The following is a 15,501-nucleotide window of genomic DNA, read 5'->3' as shown; positions in this document are numbered from 1 at the left end:
CTCACTCCGGGCGCGGCTCGAAGTCTAGCGCGGCGGAGTTGATGCAGAAGCGCTCACCCGTGGGGGCGGGGCCGTCGTCGAACACATGGCCCAGGTGGGCGCCGCAGTTCTGGCAGCGCACCTCCACGCGGGTCATGCCGTGGCTGTGGTCCATCACCCGCTCGACCAGGGCCTGCTCGGTGGGCTGGTAATACGAGGGCCAGCCACAGCCGGCATCGAACTTGGTCTCCGACTCGAAGAGCTTCACGCCGCAGCAGATGCACTTGTAGTCGCCCTGGGCGAAGTGGTCCCAGTAGCGGCCGGTGAAGGCGCGCTCGGTGGCGGCGCGGCGGGTGACTTCGTAGTCGATGGGCGCCAGCTGGGCGCGCCACTCGGCGTCGGTCTTCTTGATCTTGTAGTCGCTCATGATGAACAGGACACCTCGATGGATGTGGCCCAGTCGGGCGGGAAGCCGGCATCGGCCTCGGCCCCGGGCTGTTCGTCGAAGGGGTTTTGCAGGAGGCGGTGCAGGCGCTGGACCTCACTGTAATCGCCCGCCTGCGCCTGCTTGATGGCCACTTCGGCCATGTGGTTGCGCAGCACGTAGACGGGGTTGACGCGGCGCATGCGCTCGGCGCGTTCGGCGTCGATGCTGCCCTCGGCCTGCAGGCGGGCGTTGTAGCGCAAGGCCCAGGCGTCGAAGGCGGCGCGGTCGAGGAAGAGGTCGCGCACCGGGGCGTTTTCGGGGGCCTCGGGCGGCAGGTCGCTGCGCCAGCCAGCCAGGCGGCGGAAGGCGATGGTGAAGTCCACCGCCCCCTGGGCCATCACCTCCAGCAGGGCCACGGCCAGCTTGCCGTCGTCATCCTGGTCGGTGGCCAGGCCCAGCTTGGCCCGCCAGCGCGCGCGCATGGCCGCCGGGAAGTGCGTCTCGTAGCCCTTGAGCACGTTGACCACCACCGGGTTGTCGCCCTTGGCCTCGGGGATCAGGGGCAGCAGGGCCTGGGCCAGAGCGCGCAGGTTCCAGTAGCCGATCTGGGGCTGGTTGTTCCAGCTGTAGCGGCCCTGGGTGTCGGAGTGGTTGCAGATGTGGTCGGGGTTGAAGCCATCGAGGAAGCCGAAGGGGCCGTAGTCGATGGTCAGGCCCAGGATGGACATGTTGTCGGTGTTCATCACCCCGTGGCAGAAGCCCACCGATTGCCAGGCGGCCATCAGCGAGGCGGTGCGCTGTAGCACGGCCTCGAGCAAAGCCAGGGCGCGGTTGGGGGCATCGAGCAGCTCGGGGTAGTGGTGGGTGACCACGAAATCGACCAGGGCCTGCAGGGCTTCGCGCTCTGCCGGGTTCTGCGTGTACGAGAAATGCTCGAAGTGGCCGAAGCGGATGAAGCTGGGGGCCACACGGGTGACCACGGCGGCGGTCTCGACGGTCTCGCGCATCACCGGCTTGGGCGAGGCGCTGAGGGTCAGCGCCCGCGTGGTCGGGATGCCCAGGCCGTGCATGGCCTCGCTGCACAGGAACTCGCGGATCGACGAGCGCAGCACGGCCCGGCCATCGGCACGGCGTGAATACGGCGTGCTACCCGCCCCCTTGAGCTGGATCTCCTGCGGGCCCAGCGGGGTGTCGAGCTCGCCCAGCAAGAGCGCGCGGCCATCGCCCAACTGGCCGGCCCAAACGCCGAACTGGTGGCCGCTGTAGACCGTGGCCATCGGCGCCATGCCAGGCCACTGGGCGTTGCCGCTCAGCACCTTCAAGGCGGAAGCGCCCTGCCCTGCCTCGGCATGGTCCCAGTGCTCAGGCCAGCCCAGCTCGCGGGCCAGGTTGGCGTTGGTCGCGACCCAGCTGGGGCGGGGCAGCGGGTCGCCCTCCCAGGGGGTGCCCAGGGGCACGGACAGGCGTTCGCCCAGCTCGCGGCTCAGGCCGGCAAAACGGTTGAGCCAGAGGGCCGGTTCTGGGGCCCAGGAGGCGGGCGCGGCGGAGGGAGGGGTGTCAGCGGGCATGTGGCGCAGTGTAGACAAGCCCCCCTGTCCCTGGGGCAGGGTCGGGCAATGGCGTCATGGGGGGTGACCTAAGATGCGCGTTTGCCAAGCTGTCGGAAAGCACGCCGTGGAAGTCATCCTGTTCGTGAAAGCGGCCCTCATGGGCATCGTGGAAGGGCTCACCGAGTTCCTCCCCATCTCCTCCACCGGTCACCTCATCCTGGCGGGATCCCTGCTGGATTTCGGGCAGAGCGTGGGCGCCGACAAGGCCAAGGTCTTCGACATCGCCATCCAGACCGGCGCCATCTTCGCCGTGATCCTGGTGTACTGGCAGCGCATCCGTGACACCGTCACCGGCCTGGGCTCCGACCCCAAGGCCCAGCGCTTCACCCTGAACGTGATCCTGGGCTTCATCCCCGCGGTCATCCTGGGCCTGCTGTTCGGCAAGGCCGTCAAGGCGCACCTGTTCACGCCCACCGTCGTGGCCACCACCTTCATCCTGGGCGGCGTGATCATCCTGATCGCCGAGAAGCTGGCCGCCAAGCGCCCCGCCCCCCGCGTGCAGACCGTCGACGACCTCACGCTGATGGACGCGCTCAAGGTGGGCCTGGTGCAGTGCCTGGCCCTGGTGCCCGGCACCAGCCGTTCGGGCGCCACCATTATTGGCGGCATGATGCTGGGCCTGTCGCGCAAGGCCGCGACCGACTTCAGCTTCTTCCTCGGCATCCCCACCCTGGTGGGCGCGGGCGCCTACAGCCTCTACAAGGAACGCGCACTGCTGAGCCTGGCCGACCTGCCCCTCTTCAGCGTGGGCCTGGTGTTCGCCTTCCTCTCGGCCTGGGTGTGCGTGCGCTGGCTGATCAAGTACGTGTCCAGCCACAACTTCGTGCCCTTCGCCTGGTACCGCATCGCCTTCGGCCTGGTGATCCTGGCCACGGCCCACTTTGGCATCGTCACCTGGGCAGAATGAGCCTTCGCCGCCGAGCCCTTGACATCCTGCTGATAGCGTCGCCTGCCGACAAGGCCCAGGCCGCCAGGGCCTTGTTGGACGCCGCGGGGGCCACCGCGACCCTGCATTCAGAAGACCTGGGGGCGGTGATCGCCCCCACTGAGGCCGAGCAGGCCCTCATGCCAGGCCGGCCCGAACGCCCTGCCCTGGTCTCGGCCACCCAGGTGCCTTCGCGCTCGCCCTTCACGCAAGAGGGCCGCGCCGCCCTGCTGCACGCCATCTGCCACATCGAGTTCAATGCCATCAACCTGGCGCTGGACGCCGTCTGGCGCTTTCCCGGCATGCCCCAGGCCTATTACCTCGACTGGCTGCGCGTGGCCGCCGAAGAGGCCCTGCACTTCAGCCTGCTGCGCAGCCACCTGCAGACCCTGGGCCACGACTACGGCGATTTCGACGCCCACGACGGCCTGTGGACCATGTGCGAAAAGACCCAGGACGACATCCTGGCCCGCATGGCCCTGGTGCCACGCACGCTCGAAGCCCGGGGCCTGGACGCCACCCCGCTGATCCAGGACAAGCTGCGCCGCGCTGGCGACCTGCGCGCCGTCGAGATCCTCGATGTGATCCTGCGCGACGAGGTGGGCCATGTCGCGATCGGCAACCACTGGTTCCGCCACCTGTGCGACGCCCGCGGGCTGGAAGCCACCGCGATCTACCCCGGCCTGGTGAAGCAATACGAGGCGCCACGCCTGAAGCCGCCCTTCAACGAGGCCGCTCGGCGCGCCGCCGGTTTCACCGAAGCCGAAATGGCCTGGCTGCTGGGGCTGGACTGAACCAGCCACCCCAGCGACCCCATCAGCCAACACCTCAGCCCCGCGGGTGGTGCTTTGCGTGCAGTTGGCGCAAGCGCTCGCGCGCCACGTGGGTGTAGACCTGGGTGGTGGAAATGTCGGCATGGCCCAGCAGCATCTGCACCACGCGCAAATCGGCGCCATGGTTGAGCAGGTGCGTGGCAAAGGCGTGCCGCAAGGTGTGGGGTGACAAGGCCTGGGTGATGCCCGCGTGCATCGCGTGCTTGCGGATCAGCTTCCAGAACATCTGCCGCGTCATGGGTCCACCCCGGGCGGTGACGAACAGCGCATCGCTCACCTGCCCGCCCAGGATGGGGCCCCGCGCCTCGGCCAGGTAGCGGGCCAACCAGTTGCCAGCCTCTTCGCCAAAGGGCACCAGGCGCTCCTTGCTGCCCTTGCCCGTGACGCGCAAGACCCCATCGCTCTGGCTCACGTGCACCGATTTGAGCTCCACCAGCTCGCTCACCCGCAGGCCGCTGGCGTACATCAGCTCGAGCATGGCGCGGTCGCGCAGGCCCAGGGGCTCGTAGACATCGGGCGCGGCCAGCAGGGCCTCGACCTGGTCTTCGGTCAGGGTGCCAGGCAGACGGGCGTGCTGGCGGGGGGCGTCCATGCGCAAGGTGGGGTCGGTGGCACTCAGGCCCTCGCGCACCGCCCAACGGAAAAAACGCCTGAACACGCTCAGGCGCCGCCCCACCGACGAGGGCTTGGACTCGGCATGGCGGGCCGCGGTGAAACCGTGGAGATCGAGTTCGGTCGCCTGCACCAGCCCGTGGCCCGAGCCGCTCTGCTTCAACCACTGCGCCAGGCCTTGCAGGTCGCGCCGGTAGGCGGCCAGGGTGTTGCTGCTCAGGCCGTCTTCGAGCCAGAGGGCATCGATGAAACGGTCGAGGTGCGGGTCCAGCACGGGGGCCAAGGCCAGGGTGTCGGCCACTCAGGCGCCCCCTTTGAGCAGGCCCTGCTTCATGCGGCGGTCGACCGGGTGCTCGCCCACGAAGATCTTGAGCACCGTGCGGTAGAGGTCTTCACCCGGCACGGCCTCGCCCACCGGCTTGTCATTCAGGCGCAGGTGGGTGCCCTTGTCGGGCAGGAAATCGAGGTCGATGCTGTCGCCGGTTTTCAGTTCACCCAGGCTGTCGATCTGGGATGCGAGTTCGTTCAGCCGAGGTGCCAGCTGTTCGCGCACGGTTTGGGGTTCGTGGTCTTCCACCCGGCCGGTGAGCGATTTGCTGAGCTCGTGGCTGGGCGCATCGATCATGATGCGCAGCCTCAGGCGCTTGGGGCCTGGCATGGCAAGCACCTGAGCCGCATCTTTGGTGGGCGCGCTGAGGTAAAGCCCCGCCACAAAGGCCTTCACCCAGGCCACGCCGCGCAGCCCCAGGCCATTGAGCCGCAGGGCACGGCCCCCCAGCTGGGCGCTGTCGTCGAAACGCTGGCCTTCGAGGGTGGCGGCTTGCGCCTCGCCCGCGCCCAGCAAGCCCCCCACGGGCAGCAGGGCGCCCCCCAGGCAGGCGCACAGCGCGAGAGAGCGGGCCAGGCCGTGGCGCCACAAGAGGAATGAAGACTTCATGCGAGGTGTTTCCCTGGGATGACTGGCAAATGGGGCCCCGTGGCCGGAAAACAAGCCTGACCGGGCTCACACCACCAACGCGGCAGGCGCGCAATTGGCCGACAGCCTGCTGCATCGGGTTCACAGCATGTCGAGCGGGCTCTGCACACCGCCACCACCCAGTTTGAGGATGTGGGTGTAGACCATGGTGGTACTGACGTCACTGTGCCCCAGCTAGTTACTGGACCGTGCGGATGTCGTAACGGGCCTGGAGCAGATGGGTTGCAAAAGAGTGCCGCAGGGTGTGGGGCGTGGCAATCAATCCTTCCATCGGGCGAAGACCGGTGCCGTAAAGCAACTGCCCCAAGAGACGATGGGGCGCATCGAGCGCAGGCAAGACCTGCTGGACCTCCTGCTGCGACAGGACCACCGGCAGGCGCTTGACCACCTTGGGCCGCCCAATGTTGGCCAGCCAAGGCACCTCCAGGCCCAGAACACGCTCATACATGAACGTGATGGCGGCCAGCGCTTGTTTGTGGGTGGACGGGGCAACCTGCCGATCAACCGCCAGGTGAATGAGGAAACGCTCCAGCTCGGAAAACCCCACCTCGCGAGGATGCTTGAGGCCGACAAACCGCACAAAAGCCTTGACCCAATACACATAGGCCTGTTCGGTACGCAGGCTGTAGTGCATGAAGCGCAAACGTTCACGCAACTGATCGAGCAGGCGCGTGGACTGCAGAGGGGGAAGGCTTGTGTCCACCATGTTCACTGTGTTTATCCACAGCATGGTGGCAGATTGGCCTCACCACGGCTACCCGCTTCGGGGGGAGCCCACGCGATCCGTTTGACCGCTTCCTGGCCGCCCCGCATACTGAAACAAATGACACAGGCAGCCTAACCTTGTGCATAACCTCGCGCGATGTACGACGTAGAACTTGGCTGCACAACGAGGGAGCTACGAAGTTATGCGTCAGTGTGCGCCGCGAACGCCGGACAGATGCCCACAGGTTCGGCATCACCTGTGCCGAAGCCCTGGCCAGACACCAACAGACGAAGAAGGCCGGAGAGACGCAACTCGACAGAAAAGACGGCACAGATGACGTCGAAATTACAGTTAGGCTTCTAAGAAACGCGCGCCTTTAATGCGTTAGGCGCACTGAAACACGGGAGAGAGCAGCGAATGAAGAACGTATCCCTGAATGGATGGTGGCGACTTTATGTTGTATTCACTTTTATTTGGCTGGCCGCGACCGTTGCTAGCTATTACTACAGCCTACCCAAATTCGATGAAGATCCTGAGCAGATCGCTTATGGCGAGCTTCGAAACCAGATTGAGGCCGTGCAACGCATACGCGACCCATTAGAGTTGCATAAAGAGGCAGATCGCCTCTGCGAGGAGGCCTACAACCTCACAAAAATTAACAAGAATTCTTGCATGAGCTTCATGATCACACCAGATGCTAAAAAAGCATCATCAAATGTCCTCATGATGATTCACGTCACAAAGCCACTGCTCGCAAACAAAATTCAACAGGTCAAAGAACGAATCGCAGAAGAACAGAAGCCGCAGATAATTCACGAGTCCATAAGGCATCTCAGAATTGCCTTAACTGTCCCAATCATCACACTCATTGCTGGCCTATCCTTGGCCTGGATCAGGCGTGGGTTTAAAGGACCGCAAGCCGGAAACTAGTGAACTGCATGTTGCGCGACTTCCATGAACGCGCAGATCTTACGAATCTGGAGTGAACTTGCACTTTCCTGCCTACGCGCACCAGCCTAACTGTAGGTTCAACTCGGACAAAAATGCTTCGCATTTTTGCCGGCTAACCTGGGCGTTAGACAGCAAAAACACTATCGGGGACTCTCAAAGAATGACTCTCGAAATATACACAGACGACTCATCCCATTCCGCTATCTGCCGTGAATATTGGCAAATTGGTGGCGACGGGGCGTTTTCTAAGACGATATCCGAAATTGCTAAGACCTACAAAATGACCACTACGGAGGTCAACAAGATCGTCAAAGCGAATTGCGCATTCTTCTCGCCTCACATATTTTGCGAAGCATGCGAGGAGCCGTACCAATTCGAGGGCCGGACAGACTTCACAAGTAAAGCACTTCGCGAAAAGTGGACGTGCCAAGACTGCAAGACCCACATAGCGACAACCGCATTGGAGGCAAAGCACAACTGCGTCACAAGGCATGCCCAAGCTGCGCTCAGCAAGCCGATAGATCCATACACAATGTCCGTGCGGCAGTTGGTTTCCCTCGCTGCGCTATCAAGGTTCGGCGCCGACGAATCCCTGACCTACATTCACGCGTTTGACTCAATCCGCGACAACGAATTAACCCCTAGTACAGAATACAGCATCGCAATCATCAAAGAGCTATACTCATCTAAACTGCTAATTGTTAGTCCAAATTCCGATTTGGGCCGCATTACACTAAATGAAAATGGAGGCTACTCCTTTTATATGAGTGAAGTTGAATTCCTGCTACCTCACCCAAATCCGGCAGGCTTCATAACTGCAATTGAAGAGGATCTACTAACTCCTGGATTTTTTGAGGAGCACAAAGCGGAGTTGGAATTTCTTGCGCAAGAAATCGCGCTGCAAGAATGTCTGGCATTCCTAGAGCGCGTATTGATGGAGCATCAACTTCAGTATTCCCCAGGCGAAAAGACTTTTCTTGTTCTAAACAAGGGGCTTGAAAGCTACTCCGTTGCACAAATGTGCAATTTTATTTGGCGTGCGGCCAAAGATGCAGCGGCATTTTACATTCGAAACAGAGTTTCGAGGGATCATGCGGCAAAAACGGTGGTTGGCAGCATTGAGCGCCAAATTGAACGAGCGTCGGCCAACGGATGGAGTGTCACAGCCTACCGCCGCAACTATGATCACCCCCAGTCAGTCCTAAGTAGAACCTTATACAACACCGTACTCAAAACCGATGATGGGGGCTTTTCTAAAAGAATTTCCGATCTGTTCCAAATGCCAACTAGACCGCCAGCAGTTGATGACTCGATGAGCAGCCCAGATGCACCAGACAATCTTCACTGAACAAGAGTATCGTGCGGTTGCTGTCTAACTGTCGGTTCAACGCGGACGCCAACACTGGCCATGGCTTCGCCATTTTCCTGGCCAGTGTTGGTGCCCTACGCGCTTCGCGCTCCGGCGCCGGTTAACCTGGGCGTTAGGCATACTGCACACATAATAGCTATGCGGATAAAAATCAAAACCGAGGATCAAGGAAGCCTTTTGCCATCAGCGGCACATGTGATTGCAGGCATACCAGAGGATTTCATCTTCAATAATGAGCATGGCCTGAAACACCCCTCTTCCGCCTATGCAACATCATTGAGGCTGATTACAAAAGAATGGACTGTGGTGCTAAACAGCATCGATGCACTGCGCTACGCCTTAACTGAAGAAACAAGAACACACAGATTACTCGACACAACGGCTGCCTATGTTCAGTTGCTCCACAAAATACACGAGCATCACGATGCCTGCACGTCAGTTGTTAGATCTCTTTGTCGCGCCTCCGAGGCCAAGGAAAACAAGATCAACTCCGTATTCCTTAATTCCGCAAACCCAATAGGGTGGAAGCAATTTAGAACCTCTACAAAGCCGCATAGAGATGATCTTGTTGGAGCCATAGTCAACAAAATCAAGCATGACCAAGCCGAACTCAATTCAGTTTATTTAACATCGGCAAGGGATTCCCGCTTTGGGTATTACCTTAAAGGCCTTATTTCGCCTAACACCCTTGGGCCGGACCCTGTAGTTCATGCCGGAGCAAACACTGCATTCTCATTCTTTCGCGACATGCTCATTCATCTATGGTGGATATATAAAACCGGGGACCTCCTCAGGGACTGCGTGCGTTCAGTGATTTATTCAAAGTATGGGGAAAAAATTACCCCCATGAAAAAGGATTTCCCAGAGATGCAGTGGGCCTCCGTAGTTGCGCGATGTAGCAAGCTGCCTCCGGACTTCTTTCCCGATGAGATTGACAAGCCACATCCAAGGATTATTTATGCAAATTCACCGGAGTGCTTGACATTGGAGTTCCCTTCTTCAGCACGAGCCCACAGATTGTTGGGCGAATACAGGATCAGCGCATTTTCGACTGTGGATGGTGCCCACCTAACCGAGCAAGCCCCCTACTTTAACTATTCCGCAAAATAGTTATGGGCATGCCTAACAGTACGTTGCACGCGGACGCAAAAACCGGCCATGCCTTCGGCATTTTCATGGCCGGTTTTTGTGCCCTCCGCCCTTACGGGCTCCGGCGCCGGTGAACTAGGCGTTAGGCGCAACGAGCACCAGCCTGCTACCGCAAGGCCCAATTCAGAAAGCTACATGTGAACAAAGAATTCCGCCTCTCAATTGAAAAATCTTGGAATCACACAATCTAGCTTTCGATCTAGGAAGCAAGATAAATCCGTCGGCCCAGGTTGTCTATATTCAACCGAAAGGATTGATGCTCGTCGTCTTGAGTAGCACCTTAGAAGACAACTCCATAGAAAAAGTGGCTAATATTTTGGCCGAGCAATCAAAAGAATGGTGGCTACAAGATTCCGAAATCACACTCACCCCTCAGCTTGAGCTGAAAGGAATGTAATGTTCAAGTTTTTCAAGAAGAAGGAAGGCCCGCGCGAAATAGCCGATCGAATTCACGTCGCGACTCAAGACTTGTTTAAGGAAATTGGGGCAACCCCCACTTTGGCCGAAATGCACAAGGCTGCACTTCACGGAAAATTGTCAGAAAACGAGTGCAACGACCTCGCCTTGGGAGCCTACAGGACTTTAATCCTGGCGGCTGGCGTAGCGCGCTATCGAATGATCCAAGCAACAGGCGACGAAGAGGCCGCAGACAGGCTCGCAAACTCATTCTCCGAATCAAGCGGGCTTTCTAATATCGTTCAAATTATTCTTGAGTCCATCCCGTTCAACAAGACAGAACTAAACGCGGTGACAGACGAAGCCAATTTTCTTTTTCAGGCGGCCACATTGGTTGATCGCGCCTCGCGCAACAAGCAGCTTAAAACTGCGCATGAACTTTGGCTCACATGCCTAAAAGGCGCATATATCGAACTACCCATGGTTTATGCAGGCATGTAAAGTGGAAAATTTCGTACTTATAAGCATCGCTAATGCGCGCCTAACTGGCGGTTCAACGCGGACAAAAATGCTCCGCATTTTTGCCGGTTAACCTGGGCGTTAGGTTTCCTTGGCCAAGCCACGTGACCACCAGAACATTGAAAGAACCAAATGCAGGTTAGCGTCTATTTCTCTGATTACTTTGGTGTTGCGCCTGAAGTGCTAGACGCATACGGCGCCTTCAATGTTTCGCTAATTAACGACCTTCCGGTATTCATTGATCCATTTTTGCTATTCAATAGTGATAAGCCAGAATATCAACACCTTCACTCCGGAATCATAAAATACGTTCGGTTCTTGCGCGAGATGTCGGCAGAAGGCGATATATCGCCGGGACTTTTGAGATCTTGGTTCAGATTCCCAGAAGTAAAGCAAACTTGGCTGGGGTACAGCAAAGTTGGAAATGGAGGCTCCGGGCTTGGCCAAGCATTTAGCACAGCACTCAACGACAACCTTCACTCAATCTTCAGAGATTTTGGAGAAGAGAAAATCACAAAGAGCAGCCATCTTGAAAAGCTCTGCTTAATTAAAGATGGTGTGGGAAAAGACAATATCAGCGACTTCGCAACAAACCTAATCAAAGGTTTTCTTTGCGATTACACGCAAACATTTGCAAAACAACATTTGCCAGCGAACAGAATCAAACGCGTTCCTGTAACCCACACAAAGTTCAATTACGAAACGCGTAGCTGGCAAACCGCGCACTATGAATTGCCGTTTATCGATGGCGACTTTGTCTTGCTAACACCAAAAGACATCCTCACTAAGGATGAAGCGTGGATAAACAAGCATGATCTCATCGGCGACTTCGACGAAGTATCCGCATCGCTGCCGAACGAAGTTCTTCGTAGCCAGGTCAACGAATATCTTGCTCGACAAATTCCTGACGACGCAAATCAAAAAGACATAAATCGAGCAGTTGCGGCCACACTTAGAAAATTCCCAGAACTCATCGACTATTACATCAAGTTCAAAGAGGATAACGGTGCAGACGCTGTAAAGATCAGCGATGAGAAGATCAAGGAAACAGAATCAGTTTTCATTAGTCAAGTTAGCAGCCTAATCACAAAGCTTCATTCTGAGAAAAATTTCTATGCTGAGAAAGATGGGACGTTCGACGAAACGATCAAGCGAGTTCACTTTCTAAAGCAAGTGATTGAAAATAATGACGGCTATAGAGTTTTTTATGTCAAAGGCCAACCCGTTAAGCGTGAATCTGATCTTCAACTTATGTTCCGCCTCACTTGGTATGCCGCTCAAGATGACGTAAACAGTGAGGTAAACAACGGGAGAGGCCCAGTAGACTACAAAATATCGAGAGGCTCTAAGGATAGTACACTTGTTGAATTCAAGCTTGCAAGCAACTCTAAACTTAGGCAGAACTTGGAGAATCAAGTCGCGATTTATGAGGCAGCAAATCAAACAAAGCAATCCATCAAAGTCATCATGTGCTTTTCAGATGTTGAGCTTGCAAAGACCGTACGCATTTTGAATGAGCTAAAACTTACTGGCTCAAAATCCGTTGTCGTCATTGATGCAAGTCGAGACAATAAGCCTTCAGCATCCAACGTCAAGACCGATGAATAAGCAACCTCCATCGCCATTGCCTTCGCGTGAAAACCTAACTGTCGGTTCAACGCGGACGCGAACCTTGCCTGACTTTTGTGGACACTCCGACCTAACGGGCTCCGGCGCCGGTTAACCTGGGCGTTAGGCTTTTCAAAATGAGCGCTTGCCGTCTGCAACACTTGCGGTTAACACTATGGAAATGAAGAACAGCTTCGGTGGTACCACCGAACAGGAAGTGCTAGCTTTTGAGCAGAAGCTAAATGCTCAATTGCCCGAAACATATCGGCAGTTCTTGATCCGTCATAACGGCGACGAGCCAAGCAATTGTTACCTTGCCGTACCCGGGTGGGGAGACTCATTGGTTAACTTCTTCTTTGGCATCGGATTCACTGACTTCAGGTCACTTGAGCGCTGCCTTCGGTCTTGGGTTGACGTCGCGGAAAACAGTCGGACTATCCCAATCGGCGCCGACCCAGGTGGGAACATATTTTTTATTGGCGTCAACGACACCAATCTTGGTCGCGTGTATTTTCTTGATCATGAGCAGTTTGATGAAGCGCCCATTCTGATTGCCGACAGCTTCATGGAATTCGCGGCCAAGCTAACGACGAGTACTACAAGATGAGTAACTCAGCTGCCTTTGCGTCTGTCACCAGCCTAACCGGCGGTTCAAGAGGGACGTCGCTGCTTCGCAGCGCCGCCCCTTAACCTATTCGTTAGGCTTTTTGCGGCACGCAAAAAAATAAAGGGAACCATGGCATCAACAACAACCTCATCCAAAAGCAATCAGATCGTCTTGGGCAAACGCTTGACCCGTAATGAGTTTCTGGCTTCTGAAGCCATCCTTTTCGTTGCGCAGACGCTGACACTTTTCGTTGTAGCGGTGCTAATGTCCAAGCTGCTTGCAGACGAAAAAGCAGTCGTTGATTTTCTGAATTCAAAAATCAACAAGGACACGATGACAGAGTTTTGGTCAACGCTTGGAGCAATTGCACTCGTAGTTGGAGCCCTGTCAATAGCCAAGGCCGGCGCAAACAGCAGCACATCTTCATTCCTCCATCGGATCGCTGACGAAATCACTTTGGAAGTGCCTCGCATCATTTACGCTTCGGGCGCATCCATCACATCAGCCGTATTAGCTGGAGGAGTTTTCATAGCCAATCATCCTAGCGTCAAGGCACCTCAGCCGGCATGGTGGTTTGCTATGGCTGCATTTTTTTCTCTGTTCTTTGGCGGGCTTGGCATAGCGTTGAGCTACTACCTAAAGCGACAAACCCACGTCCGCAAGAATTAAATTACTCACCAAAAGGAAAAATCATGCCTTCGCGCCACAGCCTAACTGTAGGTTCAACGCGGACGCGAACCTTGCCCGACTTTTGTGGACACCCCACACTCACAACCATGCACCCCACCACCGTGGCCCTTCAGGAATGGGCAGCCAGCGCCACCGAATACCCAATTTCGGTGCTCAGCCAACTCACCAACCCGATGGCGAGTGGCGAGGTCTGCCTTTGGCCGTGGCGGGTTGACGAAGACCGGTCGTTTGGCCATGCTCATCAGCCCACCCCAGGTTCACGCCCTCCTGCGCCCCAGGGCCTCGCGATCCACTATCTGGTCTTCGCGCCCGATCTGCTCACCTTGGAGAGCATCAGGGCCGCCATTTGCCAGAACCCCGTGCGGCCAGCAGGAGGCCATTGCGTGATAGCCCTCCTTCATCCGCTCGAGGCCTCGCTCCTGGTCAACCTGTTCCTGGCTTGTCAGGTGAAGCCTGTGCCGTGTTTGAGTCTGGTGTTGAGCGCACAGCCCGATTGAAACGACCTCATCGCCCAACCCGGGAGGAAACCATGAACCCTTGGCAAAACGTTTGGGCACCGAACGTCCATTTCCCCTTGAGCGGGAGTGTGGCCCAGCGCATCGAGCCCACGGCCAACTGGTTTTTTGACGCGATCGATGCGAACGCAGGCAACGCCCGGGTCGAGAAGCGGGTGTTCGCCAAGGCGTCTTACGGGCGGCAGATCAGCTGGCTCACCGACGTGGTGCTGGGCCTCGCGGAAGACGGCGCAAAGCTCGATGACAAGGCCAGTTCGTCCTTGGCGAAACTGAAGGAGCTCAGGCAGGTCAAGGAAACCATCAAGGCCGAAGACGCCGCGGCCACGGCGGCCGAGATCGAGCAAAACCTCGAATGGCTGAAGCAATCCAACCAGGACGAATTCGAGAAGCTGGCCAGGAAGCTGCGGGCGATCCTCCAGGGTACCTGAGCGCTCCTGCACGCGCCTGTGTGCCCCGCAGCGCCCTCATTGGCGCAGCAAGGCCCGCCGCGCCTGCGTGATCCGCACGAACTCCTCATGGGTGCCGCCCACATCGGGGTGGAGCTTTTGGGCCAGCCTGCGGAAGGCGGCCTTGATCTGGGCAGGGGTCAGGGCGCCTTCGGCCGGCAACGCCAGCGCCTCGCGGTGGGCGCGTTCTTCGCTCGGGCGCCATGAGGCGCCACCGCCCTGCCCCGCGCCCGATCCAAAGCGAGCCTGTTGCGAGGCGTTGAAGCGGGCCTGGGCCGCCTGCCTGGCTTCAAACGCCGCCTGGCGCAGCACCGTCTGGTCGGCCTGCCACCGCGGGCGCGACATCACCCTGCACGCGGCAAACTCGATCCAGCCATCGCGGGTCAGGGCATGCAGGTCAAAGGGGCCCACCATGTCGAAAGGGGCTGCCAGCCAGGCCTGCGGCCCCGCAGGGCCCACCTCGACCCGGCCGAGGCTGGCCATGGCCAGCAGCCCCGCCGTGCCATTCCACACCACCCACTCTTCGGCCTGTGAGGTCGCCGTGGTCAGATCAGGTTCGATTGAAGCAAACACCACAATGCGGCCCGTCCTTGAGGGGTTGAGAGGGGGTTGGGGCGGCGGCATGCAATTCGCGCACCAAGATGGCCGCAGAATTGCTTCCTCGCTCGCCCAAGACTCCCACACCTCGGCCCGTCTCCCCTCCAGGCGGGCCGGCCCATGCATGCGTCACTCGATCACCGTCGGCCTCCTGGCATGTTGCCTGGCCATTCCGCCAGCGGCTCACGCCACCCCGCTTTCCCCCGCCCAGCGCGACGCCGCAGAACGGGCCTCGCTCGACTACGCCGAATGCGCGGCTTTCTTCCGCGTCGTGCAAGCCGGCTTCGCCAGCGCCAAGCGCTCGGCCGAAGCCGTGAAGTTCAAGGCCATTGCCGACAAGGCAGAGCGTTTTGCGGTGATCGCAGCCCAGCAAAGCCGCAGCGAAGTGCGGGCCGAGCGCGTCATTCAGGCTCGCATCGACCTGAACCTGAGCACGATGAACAAAGCCGTGGGCCCCGACTTTGGCCAGCTCTCGGCCCTGATGGACCGCCACGCTGCGCGCTGCATCCAGGCTGTCACACAAGACAAGGCACCCGAGGTGCGCTGGGGCGCGGTGGCGCCACAATCCCGCCCATGACCCCAGCGC

17 protein-coding genes and 1 pseudogene are annotated in these 15,501 nt (G+C 58.4%); 12 read left to right on the top strand and 6 right to left on the bottom strand.

Translation table 11 applies throughout. The features are described from left to right. Position 1: 1 nt before the first annotated feature. Complete coding sequence (gene msrB / locus QZ994_RS02780) at positions 2-406, bottom strand: peptide-methionine (R)-S-oxide reductase MsrB (protein WP_290867884.1); 405 nt, start codon at positions 404-406, stop codon at positions 2-4. Next, positions 403-1,974: a YdiU family protein gene (locus QZ994_RS02775; protein ID WP_290867881.1), complete on the bottom strand. Its 1,572-nt coding sequence runs from the start codon at positions 1,972-1,974 to the stop codon at positions 403-405. The genes msrB and QZ994_RS02775 overlap by 4 nt, the downstream gene beginning before the upstream one ends. A 106-nt stretch (positions 1,975-2,080) precedes the next feature. On the opposite strand from QZ994_RS02775, the gene QZ994_RS02770 reads away from it, so the two are divergent. Next, positions 2,081-2,923 (top strand): undecaprenyl-diphosphate phosphatase, encoded by an 843-nt coding sequence (locus tag QZ994_RS02770; RefSeq protein ID WP_290867878.1) that lies wholly within the window; start codon positions 2,081-2,083, stop codon positions 2,921-2,923. Then, on the top strand, positions 2,920-3,735 hold the full coding sequence (locus QZ994_RS02765) for a ferritin-like domain-containing protein (protein WP_290867875.1): 816 nt from the start codon (positions 2,920-2,922) through the stop codon (positions 3,733-3,735). The genes QZ994_RS02770 and QZ994_RS02765 overlap by 4 nt, the downstream gene beginning before the upstream one ends. Before the next feature lie 34 nt (positions 3,736-3,769). Here the strand turns inward: QZ994_RS02765 and xerD are convergent, their stop codons facing one another. The 3 genes and pseudogenes from xerD to QZ994_RS02750 all read right to left on the bottom strand — a co-directional run bounded on the left by xerD (position 3,770) and on the right by QZ994_RS02750 (position 6,068). Further along, positions 3,770-4,687 carry a site-specific tyrosine recombinase XerD gene (gene xerD, locus QZ994_RS02760; RefSeq protein ID WP_290867872.1) on the bottom strand — a complete coding sequence of 306 codons (918 nt, stop codon included), beginning with the start codon at positions 4,685-4,687 and terminating at the stop codon, positions 3,770-3,772. Next, a complete protein-coding gene (locus QZ994_RS02755; RefSeq protein ID WP_290867869.1) occupies positions 4,688-5,323 on the bottom strand; it encodes a chalcone isomerase family protein in 636 nt (211 codons plus the stop codon). Between the two features lie 120 nt (positions 5,324-5,443). Next, positions 5,444-6,068 (bottom strand): annotated as a pseudogene (locus QZ994_RS02750) (phage integrase N-terminal SAM-like domain-containing protein). Between the two features lie 417 nt (positions 6,069-6,485). Here QZ994_RS02750 and QZ994_RS02745 point away from each other — a divergent pair. The 9 genes from QZ994_RS02745 (at position 6,486) to QZ994_RS02705 (ending at position 14,300) form a co-directional block, all read left to right on the top strand. After that, the gene (locus QZ994_RS02745; RefSeq protein WP_290867867.1) at positions 6,486-6,998 is read left to right on the top strand and encodes a hypothetical protein; all 513 of its coding nucleotides are present in this window, start codon (positions 6,486-6,488) and stop codon (positions 6,996-6,998) included. 559 nt (positions 6,999-7,557) lie between these two features. Beyond that, positions 7,558-8,367: a hypothetical protein gene (locus tag QZ994_RS02740; protein ID WP_290867864.1), complete on the top strand. Its 810-nt coding sequence runs from the start codon at positions 7,558-7,560 to the stop codon at positions 8,365-8,367. Positions 8,368-8,427: 60 nt separating this feature from the next. Further along, complete coding sequence (locus QZ994_RS02735) at positions 8,428-9,498, top strand: hypothetical protein (protein ID WP_290867861.1); 1,071 nt, start codon at positions 8,428-8,430, stop codon at positions 9,496-9,498. A gap of 435 nt (positions 9,499-9,933) precedes the next feature. Then, the gene (locus QZ994_RS02730) at positions 9,934-10,434 is read left to right on the top strand and encodes a hypothetical protein (protein WP_290867858.1); all 501 of its coding nucleotides are present in this window, start codon (positions 9,934-9,936) and stop codon (positions 10,432-10,434) included. A 150-nt stretch (positions 10,435-10,584) separates the two neighbouring features. Then, positions 10,585-12,060 (top strand): hypothetical protein, encoded by a 1,476-nt coding sequence (locus QZ994_RS02725; RefSeq protein ID WP_290867855.1) that lies wholly within the window; start codon positions 10,585-10,587, stop codon positions 12,058-12,060. Positions 12,061-12,235: 175 nt separating this feature from the next. Continuing rightward, positions 12,236-12,667: an SMI1/KNR4 family protein gene (locus tag QZ994_RS02720; RefSeq protein ID WP_290867853.1), complete on the top strand. Its 432-nt coding sequence runs from the start codon at positions 12,236-12,238 to the stop codon at positions 12,665-12,667. A gap of 171 nt (positions 12,668-12,838) precedes the next feature. Beyond that, entirely contained in the window at positions 12,839-13,336 is a 498-nt protein-coding gene (locus QZ994_RS02715; protein ID WP_290867850.1) for a hypothetical protein, read from the top strand. Between the two features lie 107 nt (positions 13,337-13,443). Then, positions 13,444-13,854, top strand: a complete 411-nt coding sequence (locus tag QZ994_RS02710; RefSeq protein ID WP_290867847.1) for a hypothetical protein — start codon at positions 13,444-13,446, stop codon at positions 13,852-13,854. Between the two features lie 32 nt (positions 13,855-13,886). Beyond that, complete coding sequence (locus tag QZ994_RS02705) at positions 13,887-14,300, top strand: hypothetical protein (protein ID WP_290867845.1); 414 nt, start codon at positions 13,887-13,889, stop codon at positions 14,298-14,300. Between the two features lie 36 nt (positions 14,301-14,336). On the opposite strand, the gene QZ994_RS02700 is transcribed toward QZ994_RS02705, so the two are convergent. Next, complete coding sequence (locus QZ994_RS02700; protein ID WP_290867842.1) at positions 14,337-14,891, bottom strand: J domain-containing protein; 555 nt, start codon at positions 14,889-14,891, stop codon at positions 14,337-14,339. A 148-nt stretch (positions 14,892-15,039) separates the two neighbouring features. Between QZ994_RS02700 and QZ994_RS02695 the strand changes: the two genes are divergently transcribed. Further along, positions 15,040-15,492 carry a hypothetical protein gene (locus QZ994_RS02695; protein ID WP_290867840.1) on the top strand — a complete coding sequence of 151 codons (453 nt, stop codon included), beginning with the start codon at positions 15,040-15,042 and terminating at the stop codon, positions 15,490-15,492. Positions 15,493-15,501: the final 9 nt, after the last annotated feature.

This window comes from Aquabacterium sp. (genome assembly GCF_021768455.1).
Classification (GTDB): domain Bacteria; phylum Pseudomonadota; class Gammaproteobacteria; order Burkholderiales; family Burkholderiaceae_C; genus Aquabacterium.
Note: the sequence above shows the minus strand (reverse complement) of the source record. Positions and strands in the feature narration are given on the sequence as shown.

What these genes read in the sequence shown, in the direction of transcription:
- msrB (WP_290867884.1), bottom strand. Translation starts at nt 406, where the DNA reads ATGAGCGACTACAAGATCAAGAAGACCGACGCCGAGTGGCGCGCCCAG.
- QZ994_RS02720 (WP_290867853.1), top strand. Translation starts at nt 12,236, where the DNA reads ATGGAAATGAAGAACAGCTTCGGTGGTACCACCGAACAGGAAGTGCTA.
- QZ994_RS02725 (WP_290867855.1), top strand. Translation starts at nt 10,585, where the DNA reads ATGCAGGTTAGCGTCTATTTCTCTGATTACTTTGGTGTTGCGCCTGAA.
- QZ994_RS02730 (WP_290867858.1), top strand. Translation starts at nt 9,934, where the DNA reads ATGTTCAAGTTTTTCAAGAAGAAGGAAGGCCCGCGCGAAATAGCCGAT.
- QZ994_RS02765 (WP_290867875.1), top strand. Translation starts at nt 2,920, where the DNA reads ATGAGCCTTCGCCGCCGAGCCCTTGACATCCTGCTGATAGCGTCGCCT.
- QZ994_RS02705 (WP_290867845.1), top strand. Translation starts at nt 13,887, where the DNA reads ATGAACCCTTGGCAAAACGTTTGGGCACCGAACGTCCATTTCCCCTTG.
- QZ994_RS02695 (WP_290867840.1), top strand. Translation starts at nt 15,040, where the DNA reads ATGCGTCACTCGATCACCGTCGGCCTCCTGGCATGTTGCCTGGCCATT.
- QZ994_RS02755 (WP_290867869.1), bottom strand. Translation starts at nt 5,323, where the DNA reads ATGAAGTCTTCATTCCTCTTGTGGCGCCACGGCCTGGCCCGCTCTCTC.
- QZ994_RS02710 (WP_290867847.1), top strand. Translation starts at nt 13,444, where the DNA reads ATGCACCCCACCACCGTGGCCCTTCAGGAATGGGCAGCCAGCGCCACC.
- QZ994_RS02745 (WP_290867867.1), top strand. Translation starts at nt 6,486, where the DNA reads ATGAAGAACGTATCCCTGAATGGATGGTGGCGACTTTATGTTGTATTC.
- QZ994_RS02735 (WP_290867861.1), top strand. Translation starts at nt 8,428, where the DNA reads ATGGCTTCGCCATTTTCCTGGCCAGTGTTGGTGCCCTACGCGCTTCGC.
- QZ994_RS02775 (WP_290867881.1), bottom strand. Translation starts at nt 1,974, where the DNA reads ATGCCCGCTGACACCCCTCCCTCCGCCGCGCCCGCCTCCTGGGCCCCA.